Origin of the sequence: Rhodococcus sp. UNC363MFTsu5.1, assembly GCF_000686785.1 — a bacterium.
GTDB classification, from domain to species: Bacteria; Actinomycetota; Actinomycetes; order Mycobacteriales; family Mycobacteriaceae; genus Rhodococcus_G; species Rhodococcus_G maanshanensis.
In genome coordinates, this window is the sequence record NZ_JMLO01000012.1 from 111,191 (window position 1) to 128,561 (window position 17,371).

The window sequence follows — 17,371 nt, forward strand, 5'->3', positions numbered from 1 at the left end:
CATGCGAGGCCCGCTATCGCCCGGTTGCCGCCGCGGCGGGGCGCGGTCGGTTAGCGTCGGCAAATGCCCGTCGAACCCCGCGAAGTCCTCTCGGCGCTGTCCGCCCTGTTCAGCGGGGCGCTCGCCGCGTTCGTGTTGACCAATCCCCCTGGCGGCGGCTGGGCGATCTACACGTCCGATCGGGAGCTGAGCCGCTGGCTCTCCAGTCAGCCGACCGGGATCGCGGTTGGCACCGTCGTCGCGGTGCTCGCCTACGCCCTGCTGCAGCGCAACGGATCCCGGCGGATCGCCTGGATCGCAATGGCCGTCGCGACGCTCGTGCTGGTCGGTGCACGGCTGACCACCCCTGGCATCGGCTCGATCGACGCGCTGATCGCCGTGCACTACGTCAAGGCGGTGGCCGCAGGGGTGATCCTCGGCGCGGCGGTGGCCGCGGTGTGGGGACGGCGGGCCGGGCAGCTCGCGCTGGTCCTCGGCGTGCTCGGCACGTTTCTCACCGCGCGCGTTTTCGAGCTGGTGTTCCCCGCGCAGACCACGTCCTCGATCGGCGAACCCTCCTGGTGGCTGCTCGGCCCGACTCTCGTACTGGCCCTCGCGGCCGCGGCAGTTGCCGACGGCGCCACCCGGATCCAGCGGGCCACCGGACGCGAGCTCCGCCTCGCGCTCGCGACCGCGGCGTCGATAGCGCTGGCGAACCGGGCGCTGCTGTTCTGGATCGACCGGCAGGACTACACGTCGCGGGTCAGCTCCTGGATCCTCATCGGGCTCTCCATGGCGGTCGTCGTCGCGCTCACCTGGTTCGCCGCACGGACGATCGAGGTCGCCGACGGCCGATTCCTGTTGGCCGCGACGGGCGTCGCGGCGGCCTCGATGCCGGTGCTGGTGGATCTCGGTGGGCCGTTCGCCGGCGTCGAGCACTGGCAGGCGGTGCTCGTGGGTGCGGTCGCGGTGGCGCTCGGCCTGCGCCTGTCGATGACATGGCGGTCGACAATCGGCGGCCTGTTCGTGGTGGCCCTGATCCCGATGGTCGGCGCGATCTGGCCGAATCTCGGCCAGGACGGCCCGATGCTGCTGGTGCGGCTGGCCGTGCTCGGCGTCGGCGCGGGGATGGCGTTCGGGTCGTCGCTGCCCGGCACCGCGGCCATCGCCGCGGTCGGGCTGGGGATCCCGTTCGTGTCCATGGTCTTTCACTCGGCGGCGACTGTCTACACCGGCACGGTCGCGTACGGCGGTTCGTATGACGGTGCATATGTGCCCCTCACTGGCGATCCCATGAATGAGCCGTTCGATGCCATGCTGGGGATGAGGCGCGAGCCGACGTTCACCGGCGGCAGCTTCGTCGACATCTTTGACATCCCTGCCTACGACGACCGGGTCGCGGGCATCGCGCTGCTGATCGCGGTGCTGGCCTGCGCGGTCGGCGTCCGTGCGCTGGCCCGGCCGACGGCCGCCCCCGAGCCGGGCTCCGCATGAGCAGGAGATGGATCGCCGTCCTCGACACGGTCGCGCTGTTTCTGGTCGCCGCGACCGCAGGATGGGCCCTCGCCGCTCCGGTGGCCGAGCAGACCGGCATCGCCGGGACCGAGGGCGAACTCCGGCAACTGATGACCAGTCGGCCGCTCGCCGCCGCGGTCGGCCTGGTGCTGGCGGTCGCCGTCGCGGGGGCATTGGCGCGGCGGGGTTCCCGGGCCGCCGCCTACCTGGTCGCGGGCTCCGGACTCGTGGTGCTGAGCGTCGGCGCGCTCGTGAACACCCATGCGCACCAACTGGAGTGGCTGATCGCGCTCAGCTACCTGGCCGGGATCGGGGCCGGGATCGCGATGGGCGGCGCCGCCGCGGTGGCGGCCGACAGGTACGCGGCGGCCGCGCTCGTCGCGGGGGCGTTCGCGTCCTTCCTGCTGGCCGACCTCGTCGCGAATCCGATCCCGTATGGCCAGTCCTCCGACTACCAGGGCTGGACGGCGTACAGCCTCCCCGCCACCGAGGGAACCATGGTCACCGACCCGCCGTGGTGGCTGCTGCTGCCCGCGCTCGGGTGCTGCGTGGCGGGCGCCGCGCTCGCGACGGGTTCGGCGACGGCGCCGGCGGGCGCCTCGCGGCGTCCGCTGTACGCGATCGCGATCGTCATCGTCACCGGACTGGCCTCCAACGCCGTTCTCGCCGAGCACCGCAGCGACTGGTCCGTCGCGGCTCCGGTGCTCGCACTGGTGATGGTGGCGATCGTCATCGCGGCCTTCCTGCTCGACGGCCGCGACGGGGTGTTCCTGCTGACCGCCGCGGCGGCACTCGCCGCATCCGCACCCCTCGTCGTCGGAGTCGGCACCGAGTGGATCGGAATCGCGATCATGCTGGCGCTGCTGCTCGCGGGCGCCGCCGTCGGAAGTCGCTGGGCGAACCCGACTCTCGGACTCGTCTTGCTGGCGGTCAATGCCGCGGCGGGGCTGGTCTGGCCGAACGATGCATCTGCGGTGGAGGCGATCCGCTACCTCGCGCTGGCGCCGATCGCCGGCTACGCGTTCGCCTCGGCAGTTCCCCGCCGCGCTGCGTCGATCCCGGTCGGCCTGTCCGTGCTTTTCGTCCCCAGCGCGCTGACCGTCGCCGGCCAGAGCAACTCGAGCGTGCACTGGGACCAGCTGTCCGTGTTCGACGACCTGCCGCGCGGGATGCTCGGATCCACGCCGCCCGACCCGTTCGCGCTCAGCCTCGCGATGACGCTGGTGATCCTCGCCTGCGCCGAGGCCGCCCACCGGCTCCGGCGGCGGGACCCGACGCCCTCGCCGTAGCGGCCGCATGCTCCCGCCATCGGCGAGGAGCATGCGGCGCACTCACAACCGCGATTCGCGGCGACCGGTTCTCGCGAACCGGCCTTCCGTCAGGCCTCCATCCAGCCCCTGCGCCGCATCACGAGGTACAGGGTGCCGCAGAGGGTCGCCAGTGCCCCGACGAAGAGGGGCCATCCGTACAGCCACTTGGTTTCCGGCATGCCGCCGTAGTCGCTGAAGTTCGAGGCGTAGATCCCGCCGAGCGCGATGGGCACGATGCCCACCGCGAGCCACCCGGAGACCACCCGCTGGCGCCTGGTCTCCTTGACCAGGTCCACCGATTTGCGGTGCAGCTGCGCGAGCCCCGCCCGGTACTCACAGACACCCGCGAGAAACGCCCGCAGTTCCTCGGTCGTGCACTGTTCCAGGTCGCGGGTGCTCAGCCCGCGCAGACTGGCCGGGATGTGGTGATTCGTCATGCTCTTCCTCCCTTCCGCGCTTTCTCTGCTCGCCTGCCGGCTCACAGCCAGCCCTTGCGGCGCATCCCGAGGTAGGTGGCCAGCGCGCTGGAGGCAAGAACGCAGAGGAAGATCGGCCAGCCGTAGTAGAACTGGAGCTCGGGCATGTGCTCGAAGTTCGAGCCGTACAGCGACCCGAGGGCACCGGGCACCACCGCGACCGCCGTCCACGCCGTCACCCGGCGGGTCTGCTCGGTGACCTTCAGCTGGTCCTGGGTGATCTCGCAGATCTCTTCCATCTCTCTGTTGAGTCCGCGCAGCTCATTGGTGACGTCACGCAGCAGCTCCACGTTCTCGGCGCTCGGCGCCATCGGGTCGGCGGTCTTCTGCGCGTAGTCGTTGGTCGGCATCGTGCTGCTCATAAAGAGTCCTTCTTTTCGCGGCATCCCGAAGGGCTACGCGGTGCGCGCCAGGCCGGCGCACGGGCACCCCCGGTGCATGCCTCGATGGGAACGTATTCGCTGGAGGTCGGGCGGTACGGCACGCGTCGAGGCCGCACGGCCCGGCGGTCGAGGGTGAGCGAAAGCCCAGGCACGACCGCATGGCTGTGTTGAGAGCGTGGTCTAGAGAAAAGAGGGCGCGAGCGCCGCGCAACCGATCGGCGAGGCACATGGGTCCGCAGGACGGGCCTCGCACGAGAGTCGACATGCCGCAGGGCATCCGACGGTGCCGTCATGCGGCACCGGCGCGTTACTGCAGGGCGTCGAGCGGGATCGGTGACGTGTGCGCCACGGGTCTCGGACCAGGCACGCCTACCACCTCCCGCACGTCGAGGGCGCGGGCTCGTCCCCGCGCCTCAGCCACGGTAAACGAAGAGTAATGCGATGACAAAATCAGCCGCGGGCGCGGGCGGTCTTGGCCGCCTCCACCTGCTCGTCAGTCAGCGGCGCCAGCGGCAGCGGCGCCCGCTCGGCCCCGTCGGCGCGCATCCCGTCGAGCACGAGCGCGAGGTAGCGGCGCCAGGTCTCGGGCGAGACCGGCCGGTTGAAGTCGATGACCGCATCGAGCATGCAGCTGACCGCGAACAGGTCGTTGACCTGGATCTCGGGGCGCAACGCGCCCGCATCCTTCGCCCGGTCGACGAGCTGCTGGATCGCAGGCGTGATCCGCTGCCGCGCGCACGCGACCTGCTCACGACCCTCGTCGTTGGTGAAGAAGACATCGCCGAGACCCCTGCTCAGCGACATCCATTCGCTGGTGAGCCCGATGAAGTCGACCAGCGCGGACCAGGGGTCCTCGCGCCGCAGCGCCTCCTCGGCCGCCCCGGCGATCTGGTCCATGCTCTGCTCGAAGACACCGTCGACCAGCTCCTGCTTGCAGGTGAAGCGCCGATAGACGGTGCCGACTCCGACCTTGGCGTGCCGGGCGACGTCGTCGAGGGTGATGTCGATGCCGCGGCTCGCAAACAGCTCCATCGCGGCGTCGAGGATCTTGCGTCGGTTGCGTTCGGCGTCGGCGCGCAATGGTCGTGCTGCTGGGGCGGTACTCACAATCGTCGATTCTGCCATTCCCGAAATCCGTCATCAGGGCGTTTGCCGTAGCCGGGAAATTAAGTGGAGACATCTCCTCCGCTTAGTGCTACCGTTCCCTAAGTGGAGATTACTCCTCCACTTCAACCTCCACCACTCCACGAGGCGAGGCTCGCTCATGACCACGACCACGATCGATCGCCCGCAGACCGGGCCAGGAGACACGACACGGGAGCACCGACTGCGCTGGCTGATCCTGGCCGTCATCGGTCTGGCCCAGCTGATGGTGGTGCTCGACGCGACCATCGTGAACATCGCGCTGCCGGCGGCGCAGCAGGATCTCGGCTTCTCCGACGCGGACCGGCAGTGGGTGGTCACGTCCTATGCGCTCGCGTTCGGCAGCCTGTTGCTGCTCGGCGGCCGGCTCAGCGATCTGTTCGGGCGCAGGAACACCTTCGTCATCGGCCTCGTCGGCTTCGCGGGCATGTCCGCGCTCGGCGGCGCTGCGGTGAACTTCCCGATGCTGGTGGCCGCGCGCGCCGGTCAGGGCGTCTTCGCGGCCCTGCTCGCGCCCGCGGCACTGTCGCTGCTGGCGACCACATTCACCAAGCCCGACGAGCGGGCCAAGGCGTTCGGCGTCTTCGGCGCGGTCGCGGGCGCGGGCGGCGCGGTCGGACTGCTGCTCGGCGGGGTCCTCACCGAGTGGACGTCGTGGCGCTGGAGCCTGTACGTCAACCTCGTGTTCGCCGCCGTGGCGCTGGTCGGCGCGGTCCTCATGATCGCCCCGCACCGGTCGGAGCACCGGCCCAAGCTCGACATCCCGGGCACCATCACGGTCTCCGCCGCCCTCTTCGGCATCGTCTACGGGTTCTCACACGCCGAGTCCGACGGCTGGTCCGACCCGATGACGATCGCCTGGCTGGTCGCGGGCGCCCTCCTGCTCGCGGTGTTCGTGGTCATCGAGACGCGCGTCGCCCACCCGCTGCTCCCGCTCCGGATCGTGCTCGACCGCACCCGCGGCGGGTCGTACCTGGCGATGTTCATCACCGGCTCCGGCATGTTCGCGGTGTTCCTGTTCCTCACCTTCTACCTGCAGACGGTGCTGCAGTACACGCCGATCGTCACCGGTGTGGCCTTCCTGCCGATGGTCGCAGGCATGGTGACCTCCGCGACCACGGCCACCGCCGTGCTGCTGCCGAGGGTTGGGCCGCGGGTCCTGATCACGACCGGCCTGATCGTCGCGGCCGTCGGGCTGGCGGTGCTCGCGCAGATCGACGTCGACACCGCCTACGCGACGATCATCCTGCCCGGGCTGGTGCTGCTCGGCCTCGGCATGGGCATGGTGTTCGCGCCCGGCATGCAGGGCGCCATCACCGGCGTCGACCCGGACGACGCCGGCGTCGCCTCCGCGACGGTGAACACCATGCAGCAGGTCGGCGGGTCGATCGGCACCGCCCTGCTGAGCACCGTCGCCGCGACCGCGGCCACGGGCTTCATGGACGGCCGGGTGCCGTCACCGCAGAATGCCGCCCTCGCCGCCGTGCACAGCTACACCACGACCTTCTGGTGGGCCGCAGCGATTTTCGTGGTCGGCGCGGCGATCTCGGCGTTCCTGCTCCCCCGCGGCCTGCTGCCTGCCCCGGCCGAGGGCGGTCAGCCGGCCATGGCGCACTGAGCCAGACGCCCGACGCTGACGCCGGTGACCACGCCACACTCCCGTGGCGTGGTCACCGTGCGCCCGAGCCGAACGCGAATCTGCCAGCGCGCCTTGACCTCAGCCGCGGTCGAGGTAGCAAGATCGTCCCCATGCAACGTGCACTCATACTCGGTCCCGGCGGTGTCGTCGGCACGGCGTGGCTGGCCGGACTGGCCGTCGGTCTTCGCGGGGCGGGCGTGGACCTGACCGAGGCCGACGTCATCATCGGCACCTCGGCGGGCGCCATCGTCGGCGCGATGCTCGCCACCGGCCAGGACCCGGACCGCCTGGCCACCCGCACCAGATCCGGGAACGGTGCCGCCGATCCCCGCAGGCTTGCCGAGGTGCTCGCGACCCTCAACGACCCCGCGCTGGAGCAGGGCGAGAAGCTGCATCGGGTCGGGCGGATCGCCCTCACCGCCGACGTGCCCTCCGAGCAGACCCATCTCGACCGAACGGCCACCCTGATCACCGCCCGCGACTGGCCCGAACAGCGCCTCCTGATCACCGCGGTCGACACGGAATCGGGCGAACCCGCGGTCTGGGACCGACACGGGGACGCCTCGCTGCTGCAGGCCGTCGCCGCCAGCTATGCGGTGCCCGGCCTCTACCCGCCGATCACGATCAACGGCCGCCGCTACATGGACGGCGCCTTCCGCGCCGGATCCGATGCGGACCTGGTGGCGGACGCGGACACGGTGGTCGTCCTCGAGCCGCTGGGTCACCTCTACCCCAGCGGCGCCCCTCTCAGCATCGCCCCCGATCGAGCCGCCCTGGACGCCTTCGGCCCGAACCTGCACGACATGTCGGCATGGGAGACGGCTTTCGAGGCCGGCCTGCGGCAGGCGGCGCCTGCCGCAGACCGCATCGGTGGCCCCTGGCAGGGCTGAGCGGTCTGCCCCGTTTCACCGGGCGGCGAGGTCGTCGCAGAACTCGGACTCGAGCACCAGGTCCCTGAGCACCCGCTGGTACTCGACGTGGGTGTAGTGCTCCGTCGACCGCCACCGCCCGCCCTCCTCCGAGCGCATGTAGGCGAGGTAGTCGGGGGCACCGGGGAACCTGACGTTGTCCGCGACCACCAGGCTGCCGGGGTGCAACCAGCCCTCGTCCACGATGCGGAGCAGGTCCGGCAGGTAGGCGCTCTTGAGGTGGTCGATGAACACGAAATCGACTGTGCCGGTGTCGATGCCGTACTCGTCCCGCAGCCGTGCCACCGTCGTCCCGCCGTCTCCGATCGACCCGACGACCGACGTGATGCGCTCACCAACCCCCGCGTGCTCCCAGATCCGCCGGGCGATCGCCGCGTTCGCCGGGTTGATCTCGACGCTGCAGACCGTGGCGTCCGGCGGCATCACCCGCGCCATCCGCAACGCGCTGTACCCGCAGTAGGTGCCGAGCTCGAGCAGCAGGGCGGGCCGGGCGCGCCGCACCGCCGCGTCCAGGATCTCGCCCTTCTCGTCGCCGACGTTCATCAGGAAGCTCCTGGTGTGCGCGAAGTCGTCGATGACGCGGATCACGTCGTCGATGTCCCCGCGACGGGCCGTCGCCGTCACGTACGCGGCCAACGCCTCCTCCCGCCCGTCGCCGACCTGCCCCTCGCCGAGCAGGCGCCTGGCACCGAGCGCGAACCGGATCACCGACCACCGCAGGAACGGCACGGGCTTTCCCGCCAGCCGGTTGGCGATGACCGCCGCGCCGACGAAGGCGGCGGCGAACGTCGCCAACGCTACCGATCTCGACGTCATCGCTTCCCCTTCGCCGGTCCCCTCGTCCAATCGTCGACCCCGCGGCGGCACTCGGCAACCGCCCGTGCCCTCACCCGTTGGCGGCCAGGAAATGGTCCATGCATCGCTCCGCGACCGCGGTGATCGTCAGCGAGGGGTTCACCAGCGCCGTGGAACCGGGGATCAGGGAGCCGTCGACGACGTACATGTTGTCGTAGCCGGCGACCCGGCCCTCGTAGCTGCACGCCCGGCCCATCACCATGCCACCGAGGCCGTGGAAGGTCGCCGCGCTGCCGAATCCGGCGAGCCGCGGGTACACCGGGATGCCGTTCGCCGGGTACCCGTGCGCCACATCGGCGCGATCGTGGAACCGGCCTGCGAACCGCCGCCCACGGGCGTCGACATCGCTGTCGGCCTCGCCGTGCGGGTAGTTGAGTTCGGCGCGCCCGAGCGCGGGGTTGTAGTCGATGGAGCCCCGCTCGGCGGTGATCAGCTGGATCAGGTTGGTGCTGGTGTTACCGCCCGCGATCTCCGGGAACGGCGCCGCCTGCCACGACATCGCGACGGTCCCGTCCGGCGTGTCGTCGTCGTAGAGGGCCGCGACGCCTGGCCCGGCCTGCTTGGCGCCGTACTCGCGGCGGGTCAGGGTGCGCGAGATGAGGAAGTCGCCGTTGTTGCCGAAGCCCTTGCCCACGTGCTCGTTCAGCCTCGGCAACGCCCCCTTCGCCTTCGCGGTCACCAGCAACGCGCTGGTGTAGAACGAGCCTGCCGCCATGAAGAGGTGGTCCGCCACCAGGCGCTTGTGCTCGAGGACGGTCCCGTACTCGTCGATGCGCTTGACGGTGACCTCGAAGCCGCTGCGCCCCTGCGTCTCCCGGATCTCGACGACCTCGTGCAGCGGCAGCACCGTGACGTTGCCGGTCGCCTCGGCCCTGGGCAGGTAGTTGTGATCGACGCTGTTCTTCGCCCCGGAATTGATGCCGTACGGGCCCTCCCCGACGGTCACCGACGGGCGCCGTGTCCCGGCCAGCTCCGCGCGCACCAGGTCCCAGTCGACGCAGAAGTCGTGGAAGGACGGCTGGCCGCCGTAATCCGCGACGTCGGCAAGCCAGGCCCGCGCGCCCTTGTAGGCGGGGTGGGCGAGCAGGTCGGCAGGCAGCGGTGAGGTGCCGAGCGAGGCCCGCGCCCGCGGGTAGTACACCCGGTCCAGCTCGCCATAGTCGATCTGCCGAGGGAAGACCTGCTCGAAGTCCCGCCGCCGCGGCTGCGGGGTGTAGGTGCCGAACACCAGCGACCCGCCGCCGACGCCCGCGCCGTAGACCGAGTTGATGCCGTTGCCCCTCACCTCGTCGACGACGCCGACGTAGCGCTGGATCGGCTGCAGCTGGGTCAGCGGGTTGATGTAGGGCCGGTCGTGCAGCCAGGACGCGCGGCCGTCCGGCGCGTCCAGGGTGGCGAAGGTGTTGCCCGCCGGATCGATCGGCCAGCGCCTGCCGCGCTCGAGGACCGTGGTCTCGATGCCCGCCATGCCCAGCCGCAGGGCTGCCACCGCGCCGCCGAAGCCGCTGCCGACGACGATCGCGGTCTTGCCACCCGGCGGCGCGGCCTGCGCCGCGGCGGTGTGAGTGGCGAGCGGACCGAGCGCCGCGGCGCCGAGGCCGAGCGCGGCACCGCGCAGAACGGTACGGCGGGACAAGCGAGGCGAGTCCATCTCCGGAATCTAGTCCTCCAGGCCGCGGGCGGGAGGGGGAATCGTCAGGCGCCCGCGCCGTCGGCGAAGACGGTGTCGAGCACCCGCCTGCCCCGCGGGCTCAGCCGGTAACCGACCTCCAGGCTCTCGGTAAGCCCGAGTTCCTTGAGCCGGCGCACCCGGATCTTGAACGGCTGCCGCTCCATCGACATCGCCTCCGCCAGCTCGGTCGAGACCACCGCCGGCCGTTCGCCGATGAGGCGCAGGGTGGCCTCAGTCCAGGCCCCGTTGGCGTCCATCCGCGCCAGCCGCCGCCGCAGCTTCTCGAGTTCGGCCACCGACAGATCGGCGTTCTCCCGCAGTGCCTGCCGCGGATCGGCGCCGCCGTAGCGCAGCGCGATCCGGTACAGGATGGGACCGTGCGCCTTCTTGTCCACGAAGGCGAGCATCTTCTCGGCCGAGGGGAACCCGGCCGCCTCGGCGTCGGCGTCCGTCACCTCCATCGGCACGATCTCCTCGACCGCGTCGAACGCGATCACCCCCACCGCGGTCCGCTGGCTCGATCCCGCCCGCACCCGCGGCCGGTCCCACCGCCGGAACGCGAGCGTCACCGCGCCGGACCTGATGCCCTCGAGGTGCGCCGCGGTGAAGATCACGGCTCAGTCCACCAGGCCCAGCGCCTGCAGTCGCTCGAACACCAGCCGCGAGCCGGGCGCGGTCTCCGGCATCGCCGCGTACTCGTCGACGGTGAAGTACCGGAGCTCGGCGATCTCGCTCGTCGCGGTCGGCTCGTCGGTCAGGTCCGCGAGGAAACACGTCATGTGCAGCCGGGTCCCGGCCGGATGCCCGAACGCCTCCGCCTCGAACACGCCGAGCGTGCTGAGCGTGCCCTCGACGACGCCCGCGTCGAGCTCCTCGCGAATCTCCCTGTGCAGCGCCTCTTCCGGGGTTTCGCCCGGGTCGATCTTGCCGCCGGCCATGTAGAAGGCCGACTTGCCCGCAGAGCGGGCCTGCAGCATCCGGCGGTCCCTGATGTGGGCGAGGGCGACGGTCCTGATCTCGGCCATTGCCTGAGGATATGCGCCTTCGGCCCGTGAGTCCTTCTGGCCCGCGGGGCGACGCAAAAGACTCACGGGCGGCGAAGCCGCCTGCGTTCGGACACGGGGCATCCACTAAACTCGGACACAGACTCCCGGATACCTCCGGGCGTACCGACACCCCGCCGCCGCACACGACAAACGACGGAGTGCCCTTTGCTTGCTGTCCTGATCGCCCACGCCGTCGCCGCCGTCCTGGCGCCGCTTGTGGTGCGAGCGATGGGCCGCAACGCATTCCTCCCGCTGTCGCTGGTGCCGCTCGCGAGCCTCGGCTGGGTGATCAAGAACTGGGGCACCCAGCAGAGCCTGCACATCCAGTGGGCACCCGGGCTGTCGATGGACATCGACATGCGCTTCGACGCCCTCGCCGCGATCATGTCCGCGCTGATCCTCGGGATCGGCAGCCTCGTGCTCGTCTACTGCTCGCGCTACTTCACCGACGACGAGCCCCGCCTCGGCATCTTCGCCGCCGAGATGGTCGCGTTCGCCGGCGCCATGTTCGGCCTGGTCACCAGCGACAACATGCTCATCCTCTACACCTTCTGGGAACTGACCACGGTGCTCTCGTTCCTGCTGGTCGGGCACTACGCGGAGCGGGCGTCGAGCCGCAGGGCCGCCACCCAGGCGCTGCTGGTGACCACCGCGGGCGGCCTCGCGATGCTGGTCGGCTTCCTCATCCTCGGCCAGGTCGGTGGCAGCTACCTGATCTCCGACCTGCTCGCGGACCCGCCCGGCGGCTGGCTCGCCGGGGTCGGTGTGGTGCTCGTGCTCATCGGCGCGCTGTCGAAGTCCGCGATCGTCCCGATGCACTTCTGGCTGCCCGGCGCGATGGCCGCCCCGACACCGGTCAGCGCCTACCTGCACGCGGCGGCGATGGTGAAGGCGGGCATCTACCTCGTCGCCCGGCTCGCGCCCGGGTTCGCCGACTCCGCGCCGTGGCGGGTCACCGTGATCACACTCGGGCTGGCGTCGATGCTGCTCGCGGGCTGGCGGTCGCTGCGGGCCTTCGACCTGAAACTGATCCTCGCCTTCGGCACCGTCAGCCAGCTCGGCTTCCTCATCACCCTGGTCGGCATCGGCGACAGGAACGCCGCGCTGGCGGGCATCACCATGGTGGTCGCGCACGCGATGTTCAAGGCCGCACTGTTCATGGTGGTCGGCGTCATCGACCACACCACCGGTACCCGCGACATCCGCAAGCTGGCCCACCTGGGCAAGGCCGCCCCCGCGCTGTGCGTCATCGCGGTCCTCGCCGCCGCCAGCATGGCGGGGCTGCCGCCGTTCCTCGGCTTCGTCGGCAAGGAGGGCGCCCTCGAGGCGATCGCCACCACCGACGCGTTGAGCCCGCCCGTGCGGACCCTGGTGCTCGCGACGGTCGTCGCCGGTTCGATCCTGACCGTGACGTACAGCATCCGGTTCATCTGGGGCGCGTTCGGCCGCAAGCAGCTGAAGCGGCCGAGCCCGGCCGTGCAGGGCATGCACGCCGCGGGCCCGTTGTTCCTGTTCGTCCCCGCCCTGCTCGCCGTCGGCGGACTGGCCGCCGGCCTGGCGGCGCCGGTGATGGACCGCCTGCTCAGCCCCTACGCGCAGACGCTGCCCGCGGGCGGCCACGCCGACTACCACCTCGCGCTGTGGCACGGTTTCGGCCTGCCGCTGTACCTGACCATCCTGGTGATCGGCTGCGGCGCGGTGCTGTTCGTCGCGCATCGCTGGGTCAGCAGGCTGCGCTTCGAGCATCCGCCGCTCGGCAACGCCGACCGCGTGTACGACGCCACCCTGCGCGCCATGGACACGATCTCGATCAAGCTCACCGGCACCACCCAGCGCGGTTCGCTGCCGCTGACGCAGGCGTCCATCCTCGTCACCCTGGTGCTGCTGCCGACGATCCTGCTGGTGCTCAACACCGACACCGGGGTCCGGCTGCGGCTGTGGGAGTCTCCGATCCAGTTCGCGGTCGGGCTGATCATGATCGCCGCCGCGCTCGCCGCGACCGTGATGCGCAACCGCCTGGCCAGCGTCATCCTGGTCGGCGTCGGCGGCTACGGCTGCGGCGTCATCTTCGCCCTCGACGGCGCGCCGGACCTGGCCCTGACCCAGTTCCTGGTGGAGACGCTGACCCTGGTGATCTTCGTGCTGGTGCTGCGCAAGCTGCCCGCCGAGACCGACGAGCGCCAGTCCGTCGGCTTCAAGGCGCCGCGCGCCCTGCTCGGCGCCGCGGTCGGCGCCACCGTCACGGCGCTCGGCGCGTACGCGATGAACGCCCGCAACACCGCGCCGATCTCGCTGCAGCTGCCCGAGGCCGCCTACACCCTCGGCAACGGCAAGAACGTGGTGAACGTGCTGCTGGTCGACATCCGTGCCTGGGACACCCTCGGCGAGATCTCGGTGCTGCTCGTCGCCGCCACCGGCGTCGCTTCGCTGGTGTTCCGCACCCGCCGGTTCGGTACCGCTCCGCGCGTGTCCGACGCGCCTGGAGCCGAGGAGGCCGCCTCGAGCTCGGAGACCACCTGGCTACGTGGCGGCGACCTGATCGACCCCCGGCACCGGTCGCTGGTCCTGGAGATCACCACCCGGATGATCTTCCCGACCATGATGGTGCTGTCCGTGTACTTCTTCTTCTCCGGACACAACGCCCCCGGCGGCGGCTTCGCGGGTGGGCTCACCGCGGGCCTGGCGCTGGTGCTCCGGTACCTGGCAGGCGGCCGCTACGAGCTCGGCGAGACGGTCCCCATCGACGCGGGAAAGATCCTCGGCCTCGGCCTGATCTTCTCCGCGGGCACCGCGCTGGCCTCGCTGTTCCTCGGCGCCCCCGCGCTCTCCTCCGCGACCCTGGAGGTCACTCTGCCGCTGCTCGGCCACATCAAGATGGTGACCGCGATCTTCTTCGACCTCGGCGTGTACCTCATCGTCGTCGGACTCGTGCTCGACGTGCTGCGCAGCCTCGGCGCGCGCCTGGACGCGGAGGTCGAGGTGAATGCCCGATGAGCGCGAACTTCGGCATCCTCGTCATCGTCGGCGTGCTGATCGCCTGCGGGGTGTACCTGCTGCTCGAGCGCAGCATCACCAAGATGCTGCTGGGGCTGCTGCTGTTCGGCAACGGCGTCAACCTGCTCATCCTCACCGTCGGCGGGCCGCCGGGCAGCGCCCCCATCGTCGGGCGGACGAACGCGGTGTACGACACCATGGCCGACCCGCTGGCGCAGGCGATGATCCTGACCGCGATCGTGATCACCATGGGCATCGCGGCGTTCGTGATGGCGCTGGCCTACCGGTCGTACAAGATCAACACCAAGGACGCCGTCGAGAACGACCCCGAGGACACCAAGGTCATCCGCCGTCGCAGCCCCGCCGAGGCGCCGGACCACGACCGCTCCGACGACCCGATCACCGGCGACTTCACCTTCGGCGGCGACGCCTTCGACGACAAGGGCAATCCGATCCCGCTCGAACAGCTCAAGAACCTCGAGGACCTCGAGTGCTACGAGGACCTGCGCGAGGGCGACTTCGACGAGTTCGACCCGGACGGCGACGGACCGATCCGGGTTCCCGGCGGTGATCGCGAATGACCCTGTCCCCCGACCTGATCCAGACCCTGATGCCGCTACCCGTGCTGGTGCCCATGCTGGCCGCGGCGGTCACCCTCGTCGGCGGCCGCAGGCCGCGGTTCCAGCGCGCGATCACCATGTCCGCGCTCGTGATCGGCCTGGTCGTCGCCTGCCTGCTGCTGTACCTCACCGACCGGGACGGCATCGCCACGCTGCAGGTCGGCGGCTGGGACTCGCCGATCGGCATCACCCTGGTGGTGGACCAGCTGTCGGCGGTGATGCTCGTGGTCTCGAGCATCGTCCTGCTCGCCGTCATGGGGTTCGCGGTCGGGCAGGGCATCCACGACGGCACCGAACGACAGCCGGTGTCGATCTTCCTGCCCACCTACCTGGCGCTGACCGCGGGCATCTCCAACGCGTTCCTGGCGGGCGACCTGTTCAACCTGTACGTCGGGTTCGAGGTGCTGCTCGCCGCGTCGTTCGTGCTGCTGACCCTCGGGGCCAGCGCCGACCGGGTGCGCGCCGGGGTCTCCTATGTGATGGTCTCGATGGTGTCCTCGCTGATCTTCCTGGTCGGCATCGCCCTCGCATACGGCGCGACCGGCACCCTGAACCTGGCCCAGATGGCCACCCGGCTCGACGGCATCCCGGTCGGCACCAGGACCGCGGTCTTCGGCGTGCTGTTGGTCGCGTTCGGCATCAAGGCCGCGGTGTTCCCGCTCTCCACCTGGCTGCCGGACTCGTACCCGACCGCGCCCGCCCCGGTCACGGCCGTGTTCGCGGGCCTGCTGACCAAGGTCGGCGTCTACGCGATCATCCGGGCGCACACCCTGCTGTTCCCGCAGGGCGAGCTCGACAACGTGCTGATGATCTGCGGCCTGCTCACCATGCTGGTCGGCATCTTCGGTGCCATCGCGCAGAGCGACATCAAACGGCTGCTCTCGTTCACCCTGGTCAGCCACATCGGCTACATGGTGTTCGGCATCGCCCTGTCCACCCAGCAGGGCCTGTCCGGCGCCATCTACTACGTCGCGCACCACATCATCGTGCAGACCGCGCTGTTCCTGGTGGTCGGCCTGATCGAGCGGCAGGCCGGGTCGTCCTCGCTGCGCAGGCTCGGCGGTCTCGCCGCGGCGAGCCCCGTGCTGGCGCTGGTGTTCCTGGTGCCCGCGCTGAACCTGGCCGGCATCCCGCCGTTCTCCGGCTTCATCGGGAAGGTCGCCCTGCTGCAGGCGGGCGTCGCCCACCCGAGCGCGTTGTCCTGGGTGCTGGTCGCGGGCGGCACCGTCACGAGCCTGCTCACCCTGTACGTGGTGGCCCGGGTCTGGACGAAGGCGTTCTGGCGCTCGCGCGCCGACGCCCCCGAGGGCGACCTCGCCGACGTCAGCCCGTCCGCCCTGATCGACGAGTCCGAGGAGGACATCGCCTTCGACGACCGCGCCGACGTCGGCAGGATGCCCGCCCTGATGCTGATCCCCACGATCGGCGTGGTCGTGGTCGGCCTGGCCCTGACCGTGTTCGCGGGCCAGTTCATCGCGATCACCGACCGTGCGGCCGCGGACCTGCGGGACCGCTCCATCTACATCGACGCCGTGCTCGGGCCCGGGTACGCCGAGCAGGCGGCCGCGACGGGGGGTACGCGATGAACAGGGAACGGGTACTGCGCGCCGGGGTCCTGGTGTGGCTGACCGCCGTGTGGATCCTGTTGTGGGGCAACATCAGCGTCGCGAACATCCTGGGCGGCCTGGCCGTGGGGGTGCTGATCATGGTGCTCCTCCCGCTGCCGCGGGTCCCGGTCGAGGGCCGGATCCACCTGTGGTCGATCGTGAAGCTGGTCGGGCTCTGCATCGTGTACGCGGCGCAGTCGAGCGCGCAGGTGGCCTGGCTGGCCGTGCGCCCCGGTCCGCCCCCGGTGACCGGGGTGCTGCGCGCCCGGTTGGCCATCAAATCCGATCTGGTGCTGACCCTGTGCATCGACGTGCTCAACCTGATCCCCGGCACCATGGTGCTGGAGGTCGACCAGGTCAAGCGGATGGTGTACGTGCACGTGCTCGACGTGGGCACCGACAGGGCCGTCGACCAGTTCTACCGGACCGTGCGGCAGCTGGAACGGCTGTTCATCGCCTCGTTCGAGCGCGACGAGGAGTGGAAGCCGTCCCCGTGGCACGTGGACAATCCCGTCTTCGACCCCTCGGCGCCGGGGCACACCGACCGAAAGGATCTGCCGTGACGACAGTGCTCGTGATCGCCGGGGTGATGCTCTCGGTGGCCGCCGTGATGACCTCGTACCGACTGCTCGACGGGCCGTCCACGCTGGACCGCCTGGTCGCGATGGACACCCTGGTCGCGGTGGCCATCTGCGGGCTCGCGGTGTGGGCTGCCTACAGCCTCGACACCACGCTGGTGCCCGCCATCGTCGCGCTCTCCCTCGTCGGCTTCGTCGGCTCGGTCAGCGTGGCACGGTTCCGGGTGCGTGACGACCAGTGAACACCGTGCTCGAGGTCGTCGCCGCCGTGCTCATCCTGCTGGGCGCGCTGCTCGCCATGACCGCCGCCATCGGTATCGTGCGCTTCCCTGACACCCTCTCCCGCATGCACGCTGCGACCAAGCCCCAGGTGATCGGCCTGGTGCTGGTGCTGATCGGGGCGGTGATCCGACTGCGCGGCAACGTCGACATCTGGATGCTGGTGTTGGTCGGGTTGTTCACGCTGTTGACCGCGCCGGTCATCGCGCACACGGTCGGCCGGGTGGCCTACCGCGAACAGCGCAGCCGCGACGGGCTCGGCATCGTCGGCGATCTGGACCGAGAGGGCCGGGAGTAGCTCAGTCCCCGGAGCCCGGACCACCATCCGCAAGCCGATTTCAGCCAC

17 protein-coding genes are annotated in these 17,371 nt (G+C 70.5%); 10 read left to right on the forward strand and 7 right to left on the reverse strand.

Features of this window, described 5'->3' with window-relative positions; all coding sequences use genetic code 11:
- Positions 1-63: 63 nt before the first annotated feature.
- Together BR31_RS28385 and BR31_RS0112420 are read left to right on the forward strand one after the other, a co-directional pair.
- The gene (locus BR31_RS28385) at positions 64-1,473 is read left to right on the forward strand and encodes a hypothetical protein (protein WP_037176427.1); all 1,410 of its coding nucleotides are present in this window, start codon (positions 64-66) and stop codon (positions 1,471-1,473) included.
- A complete protein-coding gene (locus tag BR31_RS0112420) occupies positions 1,470-2,783 on the forward strand; it encodes a hypothetical protein (RefSeq protein ID WP_027501254.1) in 1,314 nt (437 codons plus the stop codon). Before BR31_RS28385 ends, BR31_RS0112420 begins: the two co-directional genes overlap by 4 nt.
- Before the next feature lie 89 nt (positions 2,784-2,872).
- On the opposite strand, the gene BR31_RS0112425 is transcribed toward BR31_RS0112420, so the two are convergent.
- The 3 genes from BR31_RS0112425 to BR31_RS0112435 all read right to left on the reverse strand — a co-directional run bounded on the left by BR31_RS0112425 (position 2,873) and on the right by BR31_RS0112435 (position 4,770).
- Positions 2,873-3,241, reverse strand: coding sequence for a magnesium transporter CorA family protein (locus BR31_RS0112425; protein ID WP_027501255.1), 369 nt, complete (start codon positions 3,239-3,241; stop codon positions 2,873-2,875).
- A gap of 41 nt (positions 3,242-3,282) precedes the next feature.
- The gene (locus BR31_RS0112430; RefSeq protein WP_027501256.1) at positions 3,283-3,642 is read right to left on the reverse strand and encodes a CorA family divalent cation transporter; all 360 of its coding nucleotides are present in this window, start codon (positions 3,640-3,642) and stop codon (positions 3,283-3,285) included.
- A gap of 471 nt (positions 3,643-4,113) precedes the next feature.
- Entirely contained in the window at positions 4,114-4,770 is a 657-nt protein-coding gene (locus tag BR31_RS0112435) for a TetR/AcrR family transcriptional regulator (protein ID WP_027501257.1), read from the reverse strand.
- A 157-nt stretch (positions 4,771-4,927) separates the two neighbouring features.
- Between BR31_RS0112435 and BR31_RS0112440 the strand changes: the two genes are divergently transcribed.
- Positions 4,928-6,424: a DHA2 family efflux MFS transporter permease subunit gene (locus BR31_RS0112440; protein WP_027501258.1), complete on the forward strand. Its 1,497-nt coding sequence runs from the start codon at positions 4,928-4,930 to the stop codon at positions 6,422-6,424.
- A gap of 131 nt (positions 6,425-6,555) precedes the next feature.
- A complete protein-coding gene (locus tag BR31_RS0112445) occupies positions 6,556-7,335 on the forward strand; it encodes a patatin-like phospholipase family protein (RefSeq protein WP_027501259.1) in 780 nt (259 codons plus the stop codon).
- A 15-nt stretch (positions 7,336-7,350) separates the two neighbouring features.
- Here the strand turns inward: BR31_RS0112445 and BR31_RS0112450 are convergent, their stop codons facing one another.
- The 4 genes from BR31_RS0112450 to BR31_RS0112465 all read right to left on the reverse strand — a co-directional run bounded on the left by BR31_RS0112450 (position 7,351) and on the right by BR31_RS0112465 (position 10,926).
- Positions 7,351-8,190 (reverse strand): O-methyltransferase, encoded by an 840-nt coding sequence (locus tag BR31_RS0112450; protein ID WP_081830437.1) that lies wholly within the window; start codon positions 8,188-8,190, stop codon positions 7,351-7,353.
- 70 nt (positions 8,191-8,260) lie between these two features.
- On the reverse strand, positions 8,261-9,880 hold the full coding sequence (locus tag BR31_RS0112455) for a GMC oxidoreductase (protein ID WP_037176429.1): 1,620 nt from the start codon (positions 9,878-9,880) through the stop codon (positions 8,261-8,263).
- Between the two features lie 44 nt (positions 9,881-9,924).
- Positions 9,925-10,515, reverse strand: a complete 591-nt coding sequence (locus BR31_RS0112460; protein WP_027501262.1) for an ASCH domain-containing protein — start codon at positions 10,513-10,515, stop codon at positions 9,925-9,927.
- Between the two features lie 3 nt (positions 10,516-10,518).
- On the reverse strand, positions 10,519-10,926 hold the full coding sequence (locus BR31_RS0112465) for an NUDIX hydrolase (protein ID WP_027501263.1): 408 nt from the start codon (positions 10,924-10,926) through the stop codon (positions 10,519-10,521).
- A 186-nt stretch (positions 10,927-11,112) separates the two neighbouring features.
- On the opposite strand from BR31_RS0112465, the gene BR31_RS0112470 reads away from it, so the two are divergent.
- The 6 genes from BR31_RS0112470 to mnhG are packed head-to-tail and all read left to right on the forward strand — an operon-like array spanning position 11,113 to position 17,323.
- Positions 11,113-13,941 (forward strand): Na+/H+ antiporter subunit A, encoded by a 2,829-nt coding sequence (locus BR31_RS0112470; RefSeq protein ID WP_027501264.1) that lies wholly within the window; start codon positions 11,113-11,115, stop codon positions 13,939-13,941.
- Entirely contained in the window at positions 13,938-14,522 is a 585-nt protein-coding gene (locus BR31_RS0112475) for a Na(+)/H(+) antiporter subunit C (protein ID WP_027501265.1), read from the forward strand. Before BR31_RS0112470 ends, BR31_RS0112475 begins: the two co-directional genes overlap by 4 nt.
- A complete protein-coding gene (locus BR31_RS0112480) occupies positions 14,519-16,147 on the forward strand; it encodes a Na+/H+ antiporter subunit D (protein WP_027501266.1) in 1,629 nt (542 codons plus the stop codon). Before BR31_RS0112475 ends, BR31_RS0112480 begins: the two co-directional genes overlap by 4 nt.
- Entirely contained in the window at positions 16,144-16,731 is a 588-nt protein-coding gene (locus BR31_RS0112485) for a Na+/H+ antiporter subunit E (protein WP_027501267.1), read from the forward strand. The genes BR31_RS0112480 and BR31_RS0112485 overlap by 4 nt, the downstream gene beginning before the upstream one ends.
- A complete protein-coding gene (locus BR31_RS0112490) occupies positions 16,728-16,988 on the forward strand; it encodes a monovalent cation/H+ antiporter complex subunit F (protein ID WP_027501268.1) in 261 nt (86 codons plus the stop codon). Before BR31_RS0112485 ends, BR31_RS0112490 begins: the two co-directional genes overlap by 4 nt.
- Positions 16,985-17,323: a monovalent cation/H(+) antiporter subunit G gene (gene mnhG / locus BR31_RS0112495; protein ID WP_027501269.1), complete on the forward strand. Its 339-nt coding sequence runs from the start codon at positions 16,985-16,987 to the stop codon at positions 17,321-17,323. Before BR31_RS0112490 ends, mnhG begins: the two co-directional genes overlap by 4 nt.
- Positions 17,324-17,371: the final 48 nt, after the last annotated feature.